The organism is Roseivirga sp. (assembly GCF_034669765.1).
In the GTDB taxonomy this organism is placed as follows: Bacteria; Bacteroidota; Bacteroidia; order Cytophagales; family Cyclobacteriaceae; genus Roseivirga.
Map to the genome: position 1 here is coordinate 161,993 of NZ_JAXMOQ010000006.1, position 22,387 is coordinate 184,379.

The window sequence follows — 22,387 nt, forward strand, 5'->3', positions numbered from 1 at the left end:
AAATGAACATACCAGAAAACTTATTGTATACCAAAGATCACGAGTGGATAAAGGTTGAAGGAGATGAAGCAACAGTTGGAATTACTGATTTTGCACAAAGCGAACTAGGCGATATCGTCTATGTTGAAATTGAAACAGAAGGAGATTCGCTTGACAAAGAAGAGGTATTCGGTACTGTAGAAGCCGTAAAAACCGTATCTGACCTGTTTATGCCACTTTCGGGTGAAGTAAAAGAATTTAATAGCCAGCTTGAAGACGCGCCTGAAACGGTGAATTCTGATCCTTACGGAGAAGGTTGGATGATCAAAATCACCATGAGTAATCCTTCAGAAGTAGAAGGTCTTATGGATGCGGCTACTTACAAAGCATTAATCGGTCAATAGATCCAATTTGCCTAATGCCTTCGTTTATTAAACAGTATTGGGCAAGCCTATCTTGGGCCATAGTTTTGGCAGTATTGATGTTATTGCCACAAGATTCTTTTCCAGAGTCTAAATTACTTTCATATGACAAAATTGCCCATTTGGGTGTCTTTGGAATTCTAAGTTTTTTAGTACTTCTGGGTAAAAGAAACAATAAGAACAAAGTACGGCTTGAAAACAAATACCTGTTGAGTTCGTTAACTATATGCGTAGTTTATGGATTGGTTTTAGAATTATTGCAGTCCGTTGTTCCCGGTAGAATGACAGATATATACGATTTGCTCGCAAATACAATTGGAGCTATTGTAGGTGTCGTAGTTTTTTCTACTTTTATGAGATATTAGTTTGCGAATACCAAACTAATGTCATAGTTTTAAAAGTGTAACTAAAAGAGATTATGGAAGCTAAAAAGACTCCGTCAGCAGACTTGAACAAAAAGTCCAGCCTATTCTTAGCAATAGGTCTGCTAGTGAGCCTTGGTATTACATTCACTGCCTTTGAATGGAAAAAAACTGAAAAAGGTGAATTGATGGACCTAGGTATGGCTACTGACGATTTTGAAGATTTAATTGAAATCCCACCAACCGAACAACCACCACCCCCACCCCCAGTAAAACAGCAACCTCAAATCATTGAGATTCCTGACGAAGAGGAGATCGAGGAAGAAATAGAGATCAATTTGGATGTGGAAATTACTGAAGAACAAGAGGTAGAAGAAATTGTTTTTGAAGAAGAACCTGAAGAGGAAGTGGGAGATGAAATTTTCCTTATTGTTGAAGACAATGCTGAATTCCCTGGAGGTGACGCTGAATGGAATAAATTCTTACAGAAAAACCTAAAATACCCTCGTTCTGCTTCAAGAATGGGAATTGAAGGATCAGTATTCTTATCCTTTGTTGTAGACAAAGAAGGTAAGCTGTCAGATATTACCGTAACAAGAGGAATTGGTGGAGGCTGTGATGCTGAAGCAATTAGAGTATTAGAGTCGTCTCCAAGATGGACTCCTGGAAAGCAAAGAGGTAGAGCCGTTAAATCAAGAATGGCCATCCGAATTCTTTTCAAACTTAAGTAAACTAAAAAAGCCCAATGACCTTGGGCTTTTTTAGTTACACAATAACTAGTTTTTTAGTTTTATATTGAGTATGTTTAGTTATTAACTTTCACAGGTACACATCTTTGAAGAAAGTGGTAGAATTTTTCAACTCTAAATTATAAAACTATGGAAACTAAAAAATCTCCTTCAGCAGATATTAACAGGAAATCAAGCTTGTTCCTCGCTATTGGCTTGTTGGTTAGCCTTGGAATTACCTTTGCAGCCTTTGAATGGAAGCAGTACGAAAAGGGTGACCTTATGGACCTAGGTATGGCAACTGACGATTTTGAAGATTTAATTGAAATCCCACCCACCGAACAACCACCACCACTTCCTCCGCCAAAACAGCAACCTCAAATTATAGAAATCCCAGACGAAGAAGAGATTGAAGAAGAAATCGAGATCAATTTGGATGTGGAAATCAATGAAGAAACTGAGATTGAAGAAATTGTTTTTGAAGAAGAACCCGAAGAAGAAGTGGCTGACGAAATACACTTGATTGTTGAAGAGCAGGCAAAGTTCCCAGGTGGTCAGGGTGAATGGACCAAGTTCCTAAAGAAAAACTTGAATTACCCTCGCTCAGCCGCTAGAATGGGGATTGATGGATCAGTATTTTTATCCTTTGTTGTGGACAAAGAAGGTAAAATATCAGATATCACCGTAACAAGAGGAATTGGAGGAGGCTGTAATGAAGAAGCAATTAGGGTATTAGAGTCATCTCCAAGATGGACCCCTGGAAAGCAAAGAGGTAGAGCTGTTAAGTCCAGAATGTCAATTCGAATTCTTTTCCAACTTAAGTAAAACCAAAGAGCCCAATGAACTTGGGCTCTTTTAGCACTTTATTAACTATATATTTAGTTTAAATACAACATCATGGAAATTAAAAAAAACACGCAAGTAGATATTGAAGGAAAGAGACCTCTTTTTCTCTTCATGGGATTAACCATTAGTTTGGGGCTTAGCCTAGCGGCTTTTGAATACAAAACTGTTCCAACACAGCCCCCCATCTTACCCACTGACGGACAGCTCATTTGGCTATTTGATGAGCCTCCTATTACGGCCCAGCAGCCGCCAAAACCTATTCAACAGCCTGTACTATTGGAGGTTCCCAATGTAGAAGAGCTGAATGAAATCATAGACTTTACCTTTGAAGTAAACCCCGATAATTTTGAAAGTCTAGAGCCTGATGAAATTATAGCAGAGAAGCCCGAAAAAGCGGAAGACCCATTTATCGCTGTGGAAAAACAAGCTTCCTTTCCTGGAGGAACTGAAGCATGGGTGAAGTTCTTAAATAAGAATTTCAAATACCCTAAAAATGCTCAAAAGTCGAGAATCGAAGGGAAAGTTGTACTGACATTCTATGTAGCGGCTAATGGCGAAATCTCTGACCTAAAAGTAATCAGAGGCATTAGTAAAGATTGCAATGCAGAAGCCATTCGTGTGCTTAGCAAATCGCCACGTTGGAATCCGGGTCTGCAGAGAGGAATTCCAGTCAAATCGCCTAGACAGGTGACGATAAATTTCAAACTCAATTAATTCATACAACACAAAAGGCCTGCTACCGCAGCAGGCCTTTTATATAACTCGTCAACTCAATCACATCAAAGCTTAGATGATGTTTAAGAGCTGCTCTTTGATTTTCTCTAACTCATCCTTCATACACACAACAAAACGCTGCATAGGCGCGTAGTTAGCCTTAGAGCCAATGGTATTAATCTCCCTTCCAATTTCTTGAGAAATAAAATTCAATTTTTTCCCTTGCGAATTAGCCTCCTTTAAAATTTCCAAAAAGTAATCAAGGTGTGCATTCAATCGAACAAACTCCTCACTCACGTCCAGTTTCTCGATAAAGTAGATCATTTCTTGTTCGAATCTATTGACATCAAACTGGTCTGACCCTACCAAATCTTTTTGGTGACCTTCGATTCGTTCTCTTATAGACACCAATCTTTCGCCTTCGACTGCCTTGATATCATTCAAGTAATTTCCAATATTTTGAATATAAGATTCAAGCTCAGATTGAAGTTTTGCACCTTCTTGCTCTCTAAATTGATTACAATGCACAATGGCAGCAATTAAATTCTCTTTAGTGAAACCCCATTGCTCGGCAATTAGCTCTTCATTAATACCGGAGCCAGACATTACTTCTGGGCTGTGTAAAGCCAGCCTAAAAAGATCTCTCTTTTCTGCACCAACTTCAGTGGCAAGCTGGTCATATTCATTATAATAAGATTTGAACAAGACATGATTCACCTCTTGTTTTGAGGCTTCGGCATCGTCTGAGCTCATTTCGATACTCACCGACACTTTACCTCTAACCAACTCTGAATTCAATATATTCCTGATTTCAAGTTCCTTGTCTTGCAAATGTCTTGGTAGACGAATTTGAGCATCAAGAAATTTAGAATTGAGTGAGCGAATTTCAACTGAAACTTGCATAGCGCCTTTCTGCGCCTTAGATAGGCCGTAGCCCGTCATTGATTTAAGCATGGAAATTTGTTTTAAACAACCCGCGAAGTTAAACCTATTCAGCCAATCTCAAAAAGGAATCAGAAATCGTAACCTATTGATATTTGAAGTTTAGGATTTCCTACTTCGAAATCTCGGATCGGCCAAGCCACGTCCAGCCTTGAGAAAAAGCCAAAAAGCATCGTCCTCATTCCTACCCCAGTACTTTGTAACCAAGGATTACTAAAATCATTAATTACACCAGAAAAAGGAGAGCCTGGAAGTTCAATATCCTCTGTATTTACATCATTTCGAGCGTTAAAGGCAGAAATTTCGTACCAAGCAGAACCAACGTCATAAAAGCCAAGAAACATAAGGTTCCTAATAAAACTTGATTTGGTCTCCGATGTGGCTAGAAATTGATTTACAGGCAGCCTAAGTTCTCCTGAGAAAGTCAAAACGGTGCTGCCCTGAAACGTATTATAGGAATAACCTCTTAGGTTAGTAAATTGGTTAAATAGGATATCGCTGTTGTCATTAAGACTTTGCAGAATAAAAGGGTCGGGTTCCGTGCCTTCTACTGCTTCACGTTTATTAAACGCCCAGTTATCTACTCCGCCAAGTAAGTAAGCCTTAGGTGCTTTTCCACCATAATGGCCAAAGAATAATCTTCCTGCCAAATAAACTCCCTTAGTAATTCTTTCATAATGGCGAACATCCGCTTCAATTTTATTAAAGCCAATCGCATTTTTATTCAGCTTTGAATGAGACTCAAAGCTGAGTTTAGCTCTTGTTCCCTCGTGAATATTCACACCACCCGTCAAGCTATTATCAAAAACAACACTCGTTTTCAGCCCCAAATAATTCGCTGTTTTTTCTGCCTGAATTCCTGCAGGTGCATTAAGCAACAGAAGATAATCTAAATCAATATACCTGGTTTGTTCAAAAAATGGGTTGACTTCAAACCTTAGGTAAGGACTATAAGGCAAAGCCGCTCCGAGCTCAAATCTATTGAGGTTATAGCGTTGCGACTGAGGAGTAGTATTATCTCTTAGGACAATAGATTTTCGATAATACTTAGCTTTTACATCAATGGCTTCTTTGAGATAATCGTACTCTAAAAAAACATCGTATCCACTATTGAAATTGTAAGGAATCAATGCTCCTCCATGAAACCTATGATTTTCTAGATAGTCATTCATTTGAATTTCTAATAACTGAGAAAAAGCCCTCAGTTCGTCAATTACAAATGATGTCACAATATTATTGGTTTGAAAACGTGATTCGTACACAGAAGGACCCTCTATTGTGTTTTTTAATCCCCTATTTTGGTATAGGCTTAAAAACGACCTACTCGATCCCAGATCATCAGACACTGGTGTTTCAAACTTATAATCTTTAGAGTTTACTTTGGACTCATTTTTAAAGACATAGTTTTCCGTATCAATTGCACCCGTTTTTAAAGAATCAATTTTCGGCTGCTTTGGTATTTCTGTGCTTTTTAAGGTCTTTTCAAGACTATCAATGTTTTCTGTATTCAACAATCTCTTTCTCCTGATTTCAGTAAGTATACGAATACTTTCAAGTTCTCTTCTAGGGGTTACAGGCGTAAACACATGCTGGATATTACCTAGGTCTTCCAAGTAAATCACATCCTTAGAGTCAATAGTGGAGATAAACGCAATTCGATTATTATTAGGATCGAGAGAAAATTCCTTAATTCCTAAGCTATAATTACTCATTTGCTTACTGATCGAATCGTTGATTGTGTGCAAATAAAGATTATTCACCCCCTGTTGATCACTTAAATAATAAACGTCATTCAGGTTCTTAGCAACGGGTTTCGATTCAACCGAAAGAGAATTGGTTAACTTACCATAAACACTATCTACCAAGTCCAAATCATAACTAAACACATTAAACTGGTTGGATTCAACATCTTTCAAAGCAGCTGGCCCTTCTACATAAACACTATCACTAGGTCGGTTTGAAACAAACAATACCACATTGGATTCGGGCAAAAAGCTAATATCTCGATCGTCATAGCTATCATTGGAAATCCTTCTGATTGTGCCTCTATTCACCAAAAACAAATAAGCGTCACTTTTACCATTTACTACCCCAGTTAAAGCGGCCAGTCTCCCCCCTTGCTTAAATTCAAAACTCTGAATTTGCCCCACAGTAGGAATGGCCAAAACCTGTTGTCCTTTTGCTCCAACTCTCTTAATTGTTACTGTATTCCTGCCTTCGGTATTGGCCACAATGCCTAAAGTAAATTCATCAACCCAACTCAAGAGGGGATAATTGTCATTTACCTCTTGTGATAACAGTTTCATTCCTCCTTTATAAATCACCTCCTCCTCTTGAGAAGTCATATTGATCACTCGAACTTCATACTTCCCTTTATCAAAGACAGCATAGGCCAGCAATGAGCCTTCACCGTTAAATTTCAAATGACTAATGACCGATGTTTTGGATCGATTACTAGAAATGACTTGTGTTTCTGGAAGCCTTTTATAACTCTCTAAAATTCGAGTATTCATTTGGGAATAATAGGCTTTCCACCCAGTCATAAAGTCTTTATAAGGAACTCCCAATGTTTTGGAAATACTGCTCTCTTCGTCTTTCACTATTCTGGCTAAGTTCAGAATATTTGAAATATCTCTTTTACCATAGGTCTGAGCTATAAAGCTCCAAATGGACTGGCCTAATAGTAAATTGACCTCTTTGCTTAATTTCGAAAATTTGACGGGCTCATCCTGTGAAACATACTCTCTGGCCATGTCGTCAGACTCCTTCGTCCAACCATAGGCTACATAAGCAGAAATACCATCGATAAACCAATTGGGGATTGGTGATGAAAAAGAAGATTGAAACATCTCAGCCAGATTTCCACCAAACCACATTTCCTCCACCAACATTTTGGTGAAATTAAAGATCAACTCCTTTTTAAATGAAGTGTAATCACCCGAAAAAGCAATCTCTACCTGAGATTTAACAAAGTCAGTTTGACCGCCAATTGTAAAATCATCTCCTCTTACACCAACATTGCTTTGCTGCTTTTCAGCGATGGAATTATATAAAAATATTCTTGTCTGAGAGTATGGAAAAAAACCAATAGTTTCGGTAACCCTACTGAATTCAGACTCTAAATAGGCAATTGATTTTTTGGCCACATCTTCGCCACCTTCATAAAAATAAACCTCAAAATTGTTCGACTTTAAATACTGCCAATCAAAGTATTTGTATTGAATTCTGTTTTGCCCATACACTTCACGATATACCTGCGCCTTAGAAGAATAAGGAATAGACAAAAAGCCAATGGTTAAAAAGGCTAATATGAATGGGTAACGTAGAGATTTAAGCATATATCTTCTTTTCAGAAAAGACTGTTAATATAACGAAAAAAAACGCTCAATATTAACCTCATCATCTATACTGCCAGCGTCTGTTAAAAGCTGCGTGAGCTGCATAGCATAATATGGTATAAGAGAAACCCCTTTTGTGCCAAATCCATTAAAAGAAATCAAACTTTTAAATTCTGGATGTTGACCAATTATTGGCTTTCTATCTTTTGTCGCGGGCCTTACGCCAGCCAACTGGTACTCAATTTTATAAGAAAATTTGACCAGTTCATTCAATTTATGTACTAACACGTTTTTTGCCTCAATGGTTGGATTTTCATCCAAATTTTTATGGTCATAAGTAGAGCCCACCTTGCAAATTCCGTTTCCTAATGGAATAACAAAAACACCCCTGTTATGAATTACCCTTAAATCTTCCTCCGTCTTAATCATCAGGAGTTCGCCTTTTACAGGCCTTAACGGAATCCAACCAAAATATTGTTGCTCAAGCGATTTATGACCATTGCAGAAAATCACTGACTTGCATTTTATACCCTGATAACTGGCAAAACCCTCATCTAGCTTTAAATCTGCAGGATTGAAATACGTTTGTGTTAAACACTTTTTCTCTTCCAGAAATATTCTTGAAGCATCCAAAAGTTTACCCGTATCCACAAAGCCTGATTGATTTAACAGAATCCCTCCAAAATCATCGTTGACTTGATTTCCGTATGCCGAACTATTATGAACTGCCTTTACATACGAAGAATAATCAATATCAGCGCTTTTACCCATCCATTCATTTAGTTCTTCAGGAGAAATAAACGGTCGGTAGATAGGGATATCATTCACGAAATCGGCATCTAACTGCTGTTGAAGTTTAGGATAATAATCTGTCAGATAGCCAAATAGGTTATCTGCATTCCAAGTTTTAACCATCTTACGGCCAGTCACTGGATTATAAAGGCCTCCCGCAATTTTAGAGGAATTGGAAAGCAACGGATCGTCAAAAACCATCACACTACAACCCGCATTTATCAAGTGATTGGCCAAGATACTTCCAGCCAACCCCTGCCCTACCAGAATATAATCCACTAACATTGGCCGAATTTAAACCAACATTTTTTGAATAATGGCTATTATTAAATGAAATTTGAGCAAAACAGTATTTTATGATCAAGATCAAGCCATTCACCTTTAATCCCTTTATGGAAAACACCTATGTTTTGTTTGACGAAACAAAGGAAGCGGTAATTATAGATCCTGGTTGTTATGAGAAGGATGAAGAGGCCGAATTGGTTAAATTTATTGAAAGTGAAGGCCTAAAGGTGAAATCACTCTTGAATACACACGGTCATATCGACCATGTTTTAGGGAATGATTTCGTGAAACGAAAATTCAAAGTTGATCTCATTATTGGTGAACATGATGAAGATACTTTGAGGTCTGTGGGTGTCTATGCAGCTAATTATGGTTTTCAAAATTACACTCCAACGCAACCAGACAAATTCCTAAAGGAAGGCGACACTGTCAAGTTTGGTAAAAGCGCACTTAAAGTCTACTTCACTCCAGGTCATGCGCCCGGCCATATTGTTTTTGTGAACGAAGAAGAAAATGTTTGTATCGGTGGCGATGTACTTTTTGAAGGAAGTATCGGAAGAACCGATTTACCTGGAGGCGATTTTGACACTCTAATTAAAAGTATTCACTCCAAACTCTTTAAGTTTGATGATGACATGGTAGTTTACCCAGGGCATGGCGGCCCAACCACCATTGGAGATGAAAAAGCCACCAACCCATTTTGCGCTCTTAAAAAATAACCTTTGGAACCAATCAAAAAAGCCATCCCAAACCTGTTTACCCTAGCAAATTTAAGCTGCGGAACTGTCGGTATTATTCTTTCTTTTCAGGGAGAAATAGCTACTGCATGTTACCTGATTTGGTTGGCCGCTGGCTTCGATTTCTTGGATGGTTTTTTAGCAAGAATCCTTAAAGCCCAATCTGAAATCGGGAAACAACTGGACTCATTGGCCGATCTCATTACCTTCGGTTTGCTTCCTGCTATTCTATATTATCATATGCTGGTGGGTAAAATTGATTCGCCACTTGAATATGCAGGCGTACTCATTGCTGTTTTTTCTGCCTTGCGTTTGGCAAAGTTTAATGTTGACGAAAATCAAACGACAAGCTTTACAGGTTTAACCACCACTGCAAACGGGATTTTTACCAGCACACTTCCTTTAATTATTATTGGCGATACATTCATGAGTGGCTTTCTGGCCAACGAATGGGTGCTTTTCACTTGTGCTATTGTCTTTTCATTATTAATGGTTGCCCCAGTTACCTTACTTTCTTTCAAATTTTCAAACTTTACCGTAAAAGACAACTGGCAGCGTTTTTTGCTTATTTTATTGAGTATTGTGCTCATTGTGATATTCAAAACTGCCGCAGTACCCTTAATCATTGTTGTCTATCTTTTGCTTTCGCTGCTTACCCAGCCTGCACATAAGAAAACTGTTTAAATAGCGTTGAGCTTCAAGAAATGGCCAGTCGATTACGATCAAAACATATCTTGCTCATTGCCTTTTTCATTCAGGTATTTGTAGGGAATGCGACTGCCCAAAATTCGAGCGTTTTAGCCACTGGTAAATGGGTGAAAATGAGCTTCGACAAAGAAGGCGTTTACCGGATCGATCAAAGTACTTTAAGTCAAATGGGTTTTGACATCGGCTCGATAAACCCGCAGAACATTGCTATTTATGGGAGTAATGGAGGAATGCTTCCACAAGCCATTTCGATACAAAGGGAAGGCCTGAAAGAAACCTCTATTTTTGTCGCTGGAGAAAGCGATGCTACTTTCAACGCTGGGGATTACATTCTTTTTTATGTAGACCGAGTAAATGAACTTCGATTCAACCCAACAACCAAGAATTTTGAATCTATTCAAAACCTCTATGCTGATGAAGTTCATTACTTCATCACCGTAAAAAACAGCAAAGGTCTACGTATTGAAAGCCTTCCGAATTTAGGCACCAACTTGCCAGAGGTAAGTTCTTACAACAAAATTATTAGGCACGAAACGGACACCAAAAACATTCTCGGTTCAGGAAGGAAATGGTACGGGGAAAGCTTTAGTACAAATAATGAACTGAGATTCGATTTTCCGCTTTCCAACTTAGCGGCCAACGAGCAAATCAAAGTACAATTGGATGCTTTAAGTCAAGCATTCAATATTACTTCCATGAGTGCAAGTCTGAACAGTCAATCCATTGGTCAGCTTGACTTTTCGCCCATTCAAGATACGCGGTATGGGATTAAGGGAAATGAAGCATCGGACGTATTCGAAATCAGTTCTTCTAATTTCTCTGGTTCAGGTCAGCTTAGCCTTAAGCTCAGTTTCAACCCAAGCGGATCCAATAGAGCTGTGGCTTACTTAGACAACTTCCTGATGGATATTCCGACCAAACTTCAATATACAGGCAGCTTAATTTTATTTCGAAGCGCAAAGTCCTTGGCTCAAGCCTTAACCACTTTCAAAATTTCTGAAGCGAATCAGAACCTGATGGTTTGGGACATTACCAACCCATTGGTAGTTCAAAGTCAAACGATTAATTTAAGTGGTTCAGAAATTCGATTTGGTGCTTTTTCAGATCAACTTCACGAATATGCCATGTTTGAAGCGGCATTACAGCCGCTTCCTACAAAATTTGCACCCTTGGCAAATCAAGATTTAAAAGGAAGTGCAACACCAGATATGGTAATTATTTCCGCACCAGAGTTTTTAACCGAAGCGGAAAGGCTAGCATCCTTTAGAAGAAGCGCAGACAACCTTTCGGTTTTAGTCGCTACACCACAGCAGGTGTACAACGAGTTTTCCGCAGGGAGGCAAGACATAACTGCCATCCGTGATTTCATGCGTCACTTGAAGATACAAAATGATCAACTCAAGTATTTACTACTTTTTGGTAAAGGCTCTTATGATTACAAAAGTAGAATTGAAAGCAACTCTAACTTCGTTCCCACTTATGAATCCAGAAGTTCAATTCACCCATTAACCTCCTATTCTTCAGATGACTATTTTGGTTTTCTAGAAGAGGACGAAGGAGAGTGGGTGGAAAGCAGAGCGGGTGATCATACGTCAGACATTGGAATGGGCCGAATTCCGAGCACTACTTTAGCACAAGCCAAGACCGCTGTTGATAAAATCATTAATTATCAAACCTCCACAGCGAGTATTGGAGATTGGAGACGCAGATTGGTTTTTGTTGCCGATGATGGTGACAATAATTTACATCAGCGCGATGCGGATCAATTGGCCACGCTGGTAGATACCACTTATGCGGGCTTTAATGTGCGAAAAATTTACCTTGATGCTTACGAGCAAATCCGATCGCCCAATGGAGAATCATCGCCCAAGGCTGAAAAAGCATTGTTAGATGCTGTTGAGCAAGGAGTTTTGATTATGAACTTCACTGGACATGGCGCAGAGACTGGCTGGATGCAAGAGCGTATTTTAACCACCGAATCCATTGACGACTGGAAAAACACTAACCGACTGCCTTTATTGGTAACCGCTACATGTGAGTTTGCCAGAAACGATGACCCTTCTATTTTTTCAGGTGGCGAAAAAATAATCTTCAAAGAAGATGGTGGAGCAATTGCTTTGGTGGCCACTGCGCGTCCTGTGTTTTCTTCTTCCAATTACGCCTTGAACCTAGCACTTTATAAGACCATTCTAGAACAGCCTAATGGTAATTTCCAAAGGCTTGGCGACATCATTCGTTTTACGAAAAATAATGCTCTGAATGGAGCTAACAACCGAAATTTCATCCTTCTAGGTGACCCAAGCATGCGTTTGGCCTACCCTAAAAACGAAATTACCATTACGAGTATCAATGGCAAATCACCTGCTGCCAAAGCAGATACAATAAGTGCACTAGAAAGGGTGAGAATTGAAGGTCAAATTGAGTCGAATGGCAAGCAAATAGAAACCTTTAATGGTGAACTCACTTTTAGTCTTTTCGACAAACGAAACACTTTGCAAACGATTGGTACTGAAAGTGATAAATTTAAATACCTAGAGCGTAATGGTCAACTTTTCAATGGACAAGCATCAGTAATCAATGGGGCTTTCACTGTTGAATTTGTAGTACCTAAAAACATCAACTATCAATATGGTAGCGGGAAGATGAGCATGTATGCCTTAAATAAGAGTAGTCCTGAAGATGCTTTCGGAGCTAAAATCGATTTCATACTAGGAGGCACGGCCCAAAACCTTTACGAAGACAATATCCCACCTAGTATCAGGACTTTTATTAATGACTCTACCCCTGTCATCAGACCAGTGTTAAAGCGAGATGCAACGCTTATTCTTAAGTTGTTCGATGAAAGCGGCATCAACATTTCAGAAAATGGGATTGGTCAAAACCTTTCGGTTACGCTAAACGATTCGGTGACTTACAATTTAAATAGCTTTTATGATGCTGATAAAGATAATTTCAGAAAAGGAGAAGCCCTGTTCCCAATGCGAGACTTGCCTTTGGGCATCAACACCTTAGAGATTAAAGCTTGGGACAACTACAATAACCTGACTAAGAAAATGTTTGAATTTACCGTGACGAATGAAAATTCCACAATCATCACAGAAATAAACAGCTACCCTAACCCGTTGATAGAGAATACCACTTTCAATATTTCGCATAACAGCGCAGGCGAACCATTGGATTTATGGATTGAGATCATAAATGCTCAAGGAGAGAAAGTTATTTCAATACATTCAGACATTGAAGTAGGTTCAAACACAGAAAGCATTGAATGGAATGGTTTAGACAATTTCGGGGTTAAATTGGGTAAAGGAATCTACGTTTACAATGTTGTTTTAATGTCCAAAAACAACGGAAAAACGTACACCAAGCGCAAAAAACTTATTATTTCATATTAGTTTTATAATAGTATCTTTGAAAAAAAATTACATGAAAATTAACATTAGGATCGTAGTAATCCTGGTATTAGCCGTCATTTTTTCGCTTCCAGCTATAGCCCAAAACTCAGGGGTAATTTCAGGACAGGACACCAAAAAGAACGTAATCACTACTGCGGTTCCTTTTCTAGCCATTGCTCCAGATCCAATTTCGGGAGCGATGGGAGATGTTGGAGCAGCCACCGCACCTAATTCCAATACTATCCACTGGAATCCTGCAAAACTCGCTTTCATTAACAATGATTACGGTTTTGCTTTTTCATACACACCTTGGTTAAGCAAGTTTGTAGACGACATGTCTATCTCTTATTTGTCTGGCTACAAAAAAATAGATGACAATCAGGCTTTCGGAATGGCCCTTACCTATTTTGACTTGGGAGACATTCAGCTTACTGATGGAGTTGGCAACAATCTTCAGATGATTAACCCAAGAGAGTTCTCCATTGCTGGTACCTACTCACGAAAGTTGAGCAACGATTTAAGTATTGGTGTTTCAGGTAAATTTATCCACTCTAACCTTTCTGGAAACATTACCACGAGCCCAGTAATGGACCCAAAACCAGGCACCAGTATTGCAGCTGACATTGGAGTGTATTATAAAACGGAAATGAATGTGTTAGACAAGCAAAGTCAGCTTTCCTTTGGAGGTATTATTTCAAACATTGGAGCGAAAATTTCATATAACACAGCCGATGAAGAAGATTTCATTCCAACGAATTTAAGATTAGGAGCTGCTTTGGCTAGTTTCCTTGATCCTTACAACAAGATCACTTTTGCCTTAGACTTCAATAAGTTGATGGTACCTACTCCTCAAGCGGACGGTAGCCACAGAGATAAGTCGTTAATTGGAGGTATGTTTGGTTCTTTTGCCGATGCCCCAAATGGATTTAATGAAGAACTTCAAGAAATCATGATTTCTTTCGGTACCGAATATGAATACAAAGAGACTTTTGCGATCAGAGCTGGGTATTTTTCGGAACACCAAAACAAAGGAAACAGAAAGTATTTTACTGCGGGTGTGGGCTTTAAAGTAAAAAAATTAGGGATTGATTTCGCTTATTTGGTTCCTACCTTACAAGAACATCCTTTGGCCGAAACCTTGCGTTTTGGACTTACTTACAACCTTGACAAAAAAGCCAAGTAAAACGAATGCTCGATAGAACAATCGCTCCGGGTTTTAAGCCCATCAAAAAAGTTACTATTCCCCAAGTCCATTCAACAGCACTTTCAAACGGAAGGAAAGTCTTCTATTTGAATGATTCGGCTGTAGAAGTCTTTAAAATAGATTTAGTAATTCCTTGCGGTAGTTGGTTTGCGGAAAACTACAACATGATCTCATTCGCACTTAAAATGCTAAATGAGGGGACTACAAACCGCAATGCTCATCAGTTGGCCGAAGCCGTTGATTTCATAGGCAGTTTTGCTGAATTCTCCCCAGGCTTCGATCAGAGTACAATTTCATTTTACGGCCTTTCCAGGTTCTTCGACAAAAACTTATCTCTTCTTTCAGAAGTAATAAGCAACCCTAGTTTTGACGAGCAACAGTTTGAAACATTAAAGAAAAAAGAGGTTCAACGCCTAAAACTAAACCTCGAAAAAAGCAGCTATTTATCTTCGGTAGCGTTGAGAAGTTCGCTTTTTGGGCTAGATCATCCTTATGGGAAAAGTAACAGCGTTGAAAAAATACAGGCCGTTCAACTGGCAGAAGTGAAAGCTTTTTTCGCTTCAAACTTTAGGGATTTCGACATTATGGTTTCTGGGAAACTACCCGATAATTTCCATGAAGTTATTGAGTTGAACTTCGGCAAAAACCAAATAAAAAAAGTAGACTTACCTGAATACAAAATTGCCAACACGGTTGGTCACTTAAATGAAATTAGGAAACCCGCTTTTGTTCAGTCGTCCATAAAAATCGGGAAAGTACTCTTTAATCGCACCCACCCTGATTACATGAAGTTCACGGTAACCAACGAGCTTTTTGGTGGTTTCTTTGGCTCGCGCTTAATGAAAAATATTCGCGAAGAAAAAGGCTTCACTTATGGCATTCATTCACATCTCTATTCCCTAAATCAAGAAGGCTACTTCAGTATTGGTACAGATGTAAATGGCGAAAACGAGCAAGCGACTATTGACGAAGTTTTCAAAGAAATTGTAAAGCTTCAGCAAGAACCTGTTGGCGAAAATGAATTGGAAACAGTAAAAAACTACATGGCTGGTTCATTTGCTGGCTCTGTAAATTCGCCTTTTGCCATCATGGAGAAATTTAAGGCTGTGTATTTCCAAGGCATGGACATGAGTTTTTACGAACAGTACTTAAACGCTGTATACCAAGTAACTAGCGAAGACATTTCCGAAATGGTAAATACCCATCTTCAACCCGACAGCTTTTATACTTGTATTGCTGGGCCAGAGAAGGCATAAAAAAACCCTAACCTTTTTCAGATTAGGGTGTTTCATTTTCTAATGTTGGTTATACACTTTGGCAACAATTCGCCAACCACTCTCAAATTTTATTAGACTGAGGTAATCGGTGTACACCTGTTTACCTTGGTTAAAAAGCTCGATTTTCACTTGAGCTGCACCGCCAGTAACATCCACCGAAGCAAATTTATGCTCCCATTTGTTCTTCGGATCTTTAGCATCATAGCCATTGGCTTTTCTTTTCGCGACACCATCGGCCCAAGTAGCAATGGGGTATTTACTTATGCTTTCACCTTTGGCTGAATAGATGGCAAAGTCTTCGTGAAAACCCTTCTTCATGGCTTCGGGATCCAATTCATTGAATGCTCCATGCACATACGACTTCAATACTAAATCTTTGATTGCCTCTTCTTCAGCCCTGTCTTTTGCTTCATGTTTAATGAAAGCAAAAGATGATAAACCCAAGAGACAAATGATAACCAGTAAGTAATGACCTTTTTTCATAATTGATATTTGTGTTAGTGATTACATAACTATAACTGAATTTATAGTTTTAGGTTACATAATATCTTCTCACAAATCTCTCACTCGTATCTTAATGATTCCACGGGGTTTCTTTTTGCTGTTTTAATCACTTTGCCTGAAATAGAAAGAAGGGCAATCAATTGAATAGTCAAAATGGGTATTAGTGCACTTATTAAGCCCGGAGTTACATGATAAGTCCAGATACTACCCATCAGCATCCCCGCAAAATAAACGCTCACCGCTCCTCCCAACACTGACGCAATACCTACAATGATCAAGAATGGCTTGTTAATTAAGGTGGTAATTCTAGCAATAGAAGCGCCTAGTACTTTTCTGATACCGATCTCTTTGGTTCTACTTTGAATATTGATAGAGACAAGGGTAAAGAGTCCGATGGCAGAAAGCACAACGGCTATTAAGGCTAGAAACAAGAACATCGTTACAATATTCTTATTCACATCTCTGGCCTCACCAAGGACATTGATTTCATGACTATAAACTCTAGCAGGCCTATCTTTGATCACTTCACTCCACGTAGATTCAAGGTAGTCCATTGTTGCACCAGCTTTCTTAGGGTCTACCTTAGTGATGAGCATAGATAAATCCTTGTCATCTCTGAGCCTTAATATCATCGGCTCAATGGGTGCCCACAGACCAAAAGTATAAAAGTCCTTCACCATACCCACCACAGTGTACCTGAGGCTATCGTTCATCGTAATTTGCTGACCAATTGGCTCTTCCCATCCAAAACGAGAAGCCATTTTTTGATTAATCACAATCCCACTCTGTTTATCAGTCTCTTGATTTTCAGAAGTAAAGGAACGCCCGTCTACTACTTTAAGGCCCATCGTTTCCATATAGTTGAGCCCAATATCCAGAATAGTTACTTGCCCTTCATTACCTTCTGTTTTCACAGGCCTTTGGTAAGAACTCCACCCTACATGTCCGTTTGTAAGGGCGGACTCCTGTATTAAAGGGTTGGTTTGAACTGCTGCCCTAAACCTCTCTGCTTCATTTGAATTATTGAGAGGCACCATCAAAATGCCCTCTCGATCATAACCCAAATCTAAGCCCTCTTGAAAGTTAGAGTTCTGGACAAATGCAAAACCAAAAACCAAAGCCATTACTGAAATCAGCATTTGGAACCCAAGTAAAACCTTAGATAAGATACTGGATGAACCTACCTTTAGATTCCCTCTAAGAATAGCCACTGGACGGAATCGACTTACAAAAATAGCTGGGTAACCGCCCGCTAAAAGAGCAGTTAGCACAAGACTGGAGATTAAGAAAATAATCATACCTGGATTGTTACGAAGGCTTAAGTAAACATCCATATTGGGCCACATATCACTGTATTTTGGCACCAGCCACAAAGAAAACAACAGCCCCAATAGCAGTGCTAAAAAGCACAAAACCAAGTTTTCTCCTAAAAATTGAATTACTAACTGCGCTCTAGACCCACCAACTGTTTTTCTTATTCCTATTTCCTTCAACCTTCTATTGGACATCGCAATAGCGGTATTGGTAAAGTTGAAACAGGCCAAAAGCAGAATGAGCACAGCCATAATATTTGGCACCAAAATATGTGCAGGATGAAGTGCTTCATTCCCTAAGTTGGTCCCATTCAAATCTCTTCCGTTGAAAGCGATTTCATCCATGGTTTGCACCCAAAACCCACTGGCAGGTAAGTCCTTTTTCACCTCTGCTTGAACAGCAGCATATTTTTGTAGTAGTGCCGGAGCCGTTTCCACAATAGCGGGGTCTTTGCTTTGAATAAACAAGCCATCTGTGAATTGACTCCAGTCATCTTTTTTCACATTAAAGTTACGGTAGAAATTTTCGAAATCCGCAACCAGCTGAAACTGTAGAGTGCTTTTCAGACCTGGTTCTTCAAAAACGCCTCCCACTGTCAGTAGAATATTAGGCTTTCCAGTAAGCACCAATTCAATGGTTTCACCAACCGCATTTTCTCTTCCGAACAGGGCAATAGCCGCTCGGTCAGAAATCAAAACCGTAGAAAGCTCGTGATAGCTCTCAGCACTTCCATATAACATGGGGAAAGTGAACATCTCCATAAAGTCTTGGTCCACAAAAGCCATCGTTCGGTTGAAAACATTGTTGTCCCTCTTGATTGTAACCCCTGCCCTTTCAAACCTACTTGCGCGTTCAATACTTGGAATTTCTGATTTAATGACCGTACCTAAAGGCATTGGAGCAAAACCGAATGGTACCTGACTACCATTCTGATCTATCCGTACAGAGACTTGATAGAGTTCATCATAATTAGTGTGTTGCTTATCGAAGGTGGTGGCAAACTCATAATTGAGAAAAGCCACAATACAGCAGGCTAAGGCCAACCCTAGCCCCACAATGTTAATGAATACAAAGAGCTTACTTTTCAGTAAGCTCCGAACCGTAACTTTGAAAAAATTTTCGAACATGACCTTATTGTTTTGATTTGAGTAATTCAAAGATGCAAAAACTTAAACAAAGGTTGCTTTTAACTCAATAGTCAACCTCGCATCAAAAAGTGCAACCCGATACCTTCTCCTTGAGGCGTTGTTTTTATGATCTAATTGTTACTTTTGCCAACAAATTAAATCGCCTTATGGAAATGGAATTGAAGAAAGTCGCCCTTAACGATCTCCACGAAAAGATTGGAGCTAAAATGGTACCCTTTGCAGGTTATAACATGCCTGTTCGTTATTCATCTGATTTAGAGGAACACAACACTGTGAGAAATGGCGTTGGCGTTTTTGACGTTTCTCATATGGGTGAATTTGTTTTGGAAGGCCCAGAAGCCCTTGACCTTATTCAACGCGTAACGAGTAACGATGCGTCTAAATTAGTAGATGGCCAAGCGCAATATTCTTACTTGCCAAATGAAGATGGTGGCGTAGTTGACGATCTTTTGGTCTACAAATTCAAGGACGAGAAATATATGCTGGTTGTAAATGCTTCCAATATTGAAAAAGATTGGAACTGGATCAGCAAGTATAATACAAAAGGCGCGATCATGAAGAACGTGTCGGACAGCCACTCTCTTTTTGCTGTTCAAGGCCCTAAAGCGGTTGAAGCGCTTCAGTCGCTTACTTCTGTAAACCTATCAGATATTAAATTTTACAACTTCGTGGTTGGACCTCTCGCAGGTGTAGAACATGTAATCATTTCTGCTACAGGCTATACTGGCGCTGGAGGTTTTGAGCTTTACGTGAGCAACCAATATGCTGAGCAAGTGTGGAATGCCATTTTCGAAGCAGGTGCAGCTTATGACATTAAACCAATCGGACTTGGTGCTAGAGATACACTACGTTTAGAAATGGGCTATTGCCTTTATGGCAACGACATTACTGACGAAACTTCTCCATTAGAAGCGGGATTAGGTTGGGTAACTAAATTCACCAAAGAATTTACCAATTCTAAAAACCTTCAAGCGCAAAAAGAAGCAGGCGTTAAGCGTAAACTTGTTGCTTTCAAAATGATCGATAAAGGTATTCCAAGAAGCCATTATGCACTTGAAGATGCCAACGAAAACCCTATTGGAGAAGTCACTTCTGGTACCATGTCACCTTCATTAGGTTACGGAGTTGGATTGGGTTATGTAACGCTCGAAAATTCGAAAGTAGGCACTGAAATCTTTGTAGCAGTAAGAAATAGAAAGCTTAAGGCCGAAGTGATTAAACTTCCCTTTTATAAAGCTTAATTGCAGTTACATTTAGCACTAGTACATGAAAATAGACGTTTGTTATACCCCTGACCTTATCCACCAATTTGAGGTTGAAAATAAAACCGTAGTAGTCATTGATATCCTCAGGGCTACTTCGTGTATGGTGGCCGGATTGGGTTCGGGTATACAATCAATCACTCCTGTTGCCACCATTGAAGAATGTGAGGCGCTGGGTAAGCAAGGCTATATCATGGCGGGTGAACGTGGTGGAGAAAAAATTGAGCAATTCCATATCGGTAACTCTCCATTTGACTACATGAAACCTGAATTAAAAGGTAAAAAAGTAGCCACCACCACCACCAATGGCACACATGCGATTGAGCTTTCAAGAAATGCAAAAGAAGTAATCATTGGTTCTTTTCTTAACCTCAATGCTGTAGTAAATCATCTGATGAAATCACAAAACGATATTCTCCTTTTTTGCGCAGGCTGGAAAGGAAGGTATAACCTGGAGGATAGTCTTTTTGCAGGGGCGGTTTGCAATGCATTAAAGCAAAATGCTGAATTGGAAAGCGATTCAGCACTATGCGCTTTTTTCTTATACCAGTCCATGGCTACCGATCTTGCTTATTACATCAACAGAAGTAACCATGCTGCAAGACTTTCTAAATTCAATGTCAGAGAAGACATTGAGTATTGTGCCAGACTGAACGAATTCAATGTTGTGCCGAAATTAACTGGTTCGGAACTCATTGCATAAAAACCGACTAAGCCTGCTTTACTAAAGGTTTTTCAATTTCTTCTGGGTCTAAATCCACTTGAACTTCTGCATTCTTTAATACATTCTTCAGCCTATTGCTCCTTTCCCTTAAACCATATACCCAGCGGTTGATGGGTTGAAAAGCCTTCGGCAAGTCGTTTCTAAACACATCGCAAAACAAGACCACTCTGGTTTCATTGGTTTTGTTCCAAACTGCGTGTTGGAAGGTGTCATCGAACAGTACATCCTCCCCTTCTTTCCAGTCGTAGCGTTGTCCACCGTCAATAATATAGCATTCACCTTCTTTGGGAATCACCAAGCCCAAGTGATAGCGCCAGACGCCTTTATAAAATCCGTTGTGTGGCGGAATATGTTTTCTAGGGCCAATAATGGAAAACATGGCGGTGGTAATTCCAGGAATTTGTTTTAATAGTGCCGCAGTTTTTGGAGCTTTCTCGCAGTTGGCTGCTTGCCAATTATCATAGGCTTTAAACATAAACACTCGCCAAGCAGACTTATCCTTGTCAGAGACGAATCTTTGAATTTTATCTACTTCGTGAAATTTAGGGATGTTGTTTTCATTCTTCAACACCTTAAAAAGTTCCTCTTGAATGACTTTCCAGTTGTCTTTTAAAAGTTGGTGATCTGGGAAGAATTCATCCAAATCAACGATGGGTGGATTCTTTTTAAAAACACGCAGTACCAATGAAAATGTAACAGCAATAAGGCTGGGCTCTACAAAATAGAGAATCACATTCAGCAAAATAAAGGCTAGAAGAATTACACCTAAAATCTGTAAAATGATCATAACTCAGTAGTGATTTTAATTAAAAAAGGTACCTAAAGTTGTTAAAAATTTAACCTATTGACACCTGTATCACACAAAAAGTTCAACCCTATTCCCACATTAATTGTTCAAAACATTATGAGTTCAATTTTTCGTTGTTCTTATGTCGGTCTTTATCCCTTTGCGTCTTCTTCTCCATCTTAATATCCCATGCGGCTTGTAAATCCGTTCCTGTTTGATTGGCCAAACAGACCACAACAAACATTACATCGGCCAGTTCTTCACCTAAATCCTTACCCTTATCTGACTCTTTCTCAGACTGTTCCCCATACCTGCGTGCGATAATTCGAGCAACCTCCCCAACCTCTTCCGTTAATTGCGCCATATTGGTGAGCTCATTGAAATAGCGAACACCAAACTCTTTGATCCAATTGTCAACTTCCTTTTGAACGGCAGTAATTCCTTTCGATTGCTCAGTCATTATTTTTTGTCTTTAGTATCAATTATTATAGTTACCGGACCATCGTTTATCAAGGCCACTTTCATATCTGCACCAAACTCTCCTGAGCCAATAGGCTTCCCTAAATCCGCAGCCATCTGTAACTTAAACGCTTCATAAAGCGAAATGGCTACATCGGGCTTCGCTGCTTTAATGTATGAAGGTCGATTGCCCTTTTTAGTACTGGCATGCAGCGTAAACTGGCTAATTACTAAGGCTTCACCATCTACATCAATCAAGCTTTTATTCATTACGCCCTCTTCATCTTCGAAAATGCGCATATTCACTATTTTACGGCTGAGCCATTCAATATCCTCATGATTATCGGCTTCTTCTATGCCAATTAAAATCATTAAACCTCTTCCAATAGCAGCCCTCACCTGGCCGTCTATGGTTACCGATGATTCGGAAACATGTTGTATCACTGCGATCATATCAATG

20 protein-coding genes are annotated in these 22,387 nt (G+C 39.3%); 12 read left to right on the forward strand and 8 right to left on the reverse strand.

All coding sequences use genetic code 11. The annotated features are described in order from the left end of the window. Nucleotides 1-2: 2 nt before the first annotated feature. The 5 genes from gcvH to VOI17_RS13425 all read left to right on the forward strand — a co-directional run bounded on the left by gcvH (nt 3) and on the right by VOI17_RS13425 (nt 3,051). Nucleotides 3-383, forward strand: a complete 381-nt coding sequence (gene gcvH, locus VOI17_RS13405) for a glycine cleavage system protein GcvH (protein ID WP_323757730.1) — start codon at nt 3-5, stop codon at nt 381-383. Between the two features lie 14 nt (nt 384-397). Next, complete coding sequence (locus VOI17_RS13410) at nt 398-766, forward strand: VanZ family protein (protein ID WP_323757731.1); 369 nt, start codon at nt 398-400, stop codon at nt 764-766. 53 nt (nt 767-819) lie between these two features. Beyond that, a complete protein-coding gene (locus VOI17_RS13415) occupies nt 820-1,494 on the forward strand; it encodes an energy transducer TonB (protein ID WP_323757732.1) in 675 nt (224 codons plus the stop codon). A gap of 147 nt (nt 1,495-1,641) precedes the next feature. Next, entirely contained in the window at nt 1,642-2,316 is a 675-nt protein-coding gene (locus tag VOI17_RS13420; RefSeq protein WP_323757733.1) for an energy transducer TonB, read from the forward strand. Between the two features lie 72 nt (nt 2,317-2,388). Next, the gene (locus VOI17_RS13425) at nt 2,389-3,051 is read left to right on the forward strand and encodes an energy transducer TonB (RefSeq protein ID WP_323757734.1); all 663 of its coding nucleotides are present in this window, start codon (nt 2,389-2,391) and stop codon (nt 3,049-3,051) included. A 72-nt stretch (nt 3,052-3,123) separates the two neighbouring features. On the opposite strand, the gene VOI17_RS13430 is transcribed toward VOI17_RS13425, so the two are convergent. From VOI17_RS13430 to VOI17_RS13440, 3 genes are read right to left on the reverse strand one after another with little or no spacing between them, the layout of a single operon-like run. Continuing rightward, nucleotides 3,124-4,005 (reverse strand): YicC/YloC family endoribonuclease, encoded by an 882-nt coding sequence (locus VOI17_RS13430; RefSeq protein WP_323757735.1) that lies wholly within the window; start codon nt 4,003-4,005, stop codon nt 3,124-3,126. A 59-nt stretch (nt 4,006-4,064) separates the two neighbouring features. Beyond that, nucleotides 4,065-7,331 (reverse strand): hypothetical protein, encoded by a 3,267-nt coding sequence (locus VOI17_RS13435; RefSeq protein ID WP_323757736.1) that lies wholly within the window; start codon nt 7,329-7,331, stop codon nt 4,065-4,067. 24 nt (nt 7,332-7,355) lie between these two features. Next, entirely contained in the window at nt 7,356-8,408 is a 1,053-nt protein-coding gene (locus VOI17_RS13440; protein WP_323757737.1) for an FAD-binding oxidoreductase, read from the reverse strand. Nucleotides 8,409-8,479: 71 nt separating this feature from the next. Here VOI17_RS13440 and VOI17_RS13445 point away from each other — a divergent pair, with 71 nt between their 5' ends. From VOI17_RS13445 to VOI17_RS13465, 5 genes are read left to right on the forward strand one after another with little or no spacing between them, the layout of a single operon-like run. Next, nucleotides 8,480-9,127: an MBL fold metallo-hydrolase gene (locus tag VOI17_RS13445; RefSeq protein ID WP_323757738.1), complete on the forward strand. Its 648-nt coding sequence runs from the start codon at nt 8,480-8,482 to the stop codon at nt 9,125-9,127. A gap of 3 nt (nt 9,128-9,130) precedes the next feature. Continuing rightward, nucleotides 9,131-9,829, forward strand: coding sequence for a CDP-diacylglycerol--serine O-phosphatidyltransferase (pssA, locus tag VOI17_RS13450; RefSeq protein WP_323757739.1), 699 nt, complete (start codon nt 9,131-9,133; stop codon nt 9,827-9,829). Between the two features lie 20 nt (nt 9,830-9,849). Next, nucleotides 9,850-13,248 carry a type IX secretion system sortase PorU gene (porU, locus tag VOI17_RS13455; RefSeq protein ID WP_323757740.1) on the forward strand — a complete coding sequence of 1,133 codons (3,399 nt, stop codon included), beginning with the start codon at nt 9,850-9,852 and terminating at the stop codon, nt 13,246-13,248. Between the two features lie 31 nt (nt 13,249-13,279). Beyond that, on the forward strand, nt 13,280-14,431 hold the full coding sequence (porV, locus tag VOI17_RS13460) for a type IX secretion system outer membrane channel protein PorV (RefSeq protein WP_323757741.1): 1,152 nt from the start codon (nt 13,280-13,282) through the stop codon (nt 14,429-14,431). Between the two features lie 5 nt (nt 14,432-14,436). Further along, nucleotides 14,437-15,708 carry a pitrilysin family protein gene (locus VOI17_RS13465; RefSeq protein ID WP_323757742.1) on the forward strand — a complete coding sequence of 424 codons (1,272 nt, stop codon included), beginning with the start codon at nt 14,437-14,439 and terminating at the stop codon, nt 15,706-15,708. Between the two features lie 39 nt (nt 15,709-15,747). Here VOI17_RS13465 and VOI17_RS13470 read toward each other — a convergent pair whose 3' ends face one another. Together VOI17_RS13470 and VOI17_RS13475 are read right to left on the reverse strand one after the other, a co-directional pair. Then, nucleotides 15,748-16,212 (reverse strand): nuclear transport factor 2 family protein, encoded by a 465-nt coding sequence (locus VOI17_RS13470; RefSeq protein ID WP_323757743.1) that lies wholly within the window; start codon nt 16,210-16,212, stop codon nt 15,748-15,750. An 80-nt stretch (nt 16,213-16,292) separates the two neighbouring features. Next, complete coding sequence (locus VOI17_RS13475) at nt 16,293-18,674, reverse strand: ABC transporter permease (protein ID WP_323757744.1); 2,382 nt, start codon at nt 18,672-18,674, stop codon at nt 16,293-16,295. Nucleotides 18,675-18,841: 167 nt separating this feature from the next. Between VOI17_RS13475 and gcvT the strand changes: the two genes are divergently transcribed. Both gcvT and VOI17_RS13485 read left to right on the forward strand, forming a co-directional pair. Then, complete coding sequence (gene gcvT / locus VOI17_RS13480) at nt 18,842-19,936, forward strand: glycine cleavage system aminomethyltransferase GcvT (RefSeq protein ID WP_323757745.1); 1,095 nt, start codon at nt 18,842-18,844, stop codon at nt 19,934-19,936. Nucleotides 19,937-19,961: 25 nt separating this feature from the next. Beyond that, entirely contained in the window at nt 19,962-20,660 is a 699-nt protein-coding gene (locus VOI17_RS13485) for a 2-phosphosulfolactate phosphatase (RefSeq protein WP_323757746.1), read from the forward strand. Between the two features lie 7 nt (nt 20,661-20,667). Here the strand turns inward: VOI17_RS13485 and VOI17_RS13490 are convergent, their stop codons facing one another. The 3 genes from VOI17_RS13490 to dtd form a co-directional block, all read right to left on the reverse strand. After that, the gene (locus tag VOI17_RS13490) at nt 20,668-21,468 is read right to left on the reverse strand and encodes an aspartyl/asparaginyl beta-hydroxylase domain-containing protein (RefSeq protein ID WP_323757747.1); all 801 of its coding nucleotides are present in this window, start codon (nt 21,466-21,468) and stop codon (nt 20,668-20,670) included. 115 nt (nt 21,469-21,583) lie between these two features. After that, nucleotides 21,584-21,928 carry a nucleotide pyrophosphohydrolase gene (locus tag VOI17_RS13495; protein ID WP_323757748.1) on the reverse strand — a complete coding sequence of 115 codons (345 nt, stop codon included), beginning with the start codon at nt 21,926-21,928 and terminating at the stop codon, nt 21,584-21,586. Continuing rightward, a complete protein-coding gene (dtd, locus tag VOI17_RS13500) occupies nt 21,928-22,380 on the reverse strand; it encodes a D-aminoacyl-tRNA deacylase (protein WP_323757749.1) in 453 nt (150 codons plus the stop codon). The genes VOI17_RS13495 and dtd overlap by 1 nt, the downstream gene beginning before the upstream one ends. Nucleotides 22,381-22,387: the final 7 nt, after the last annotated feature.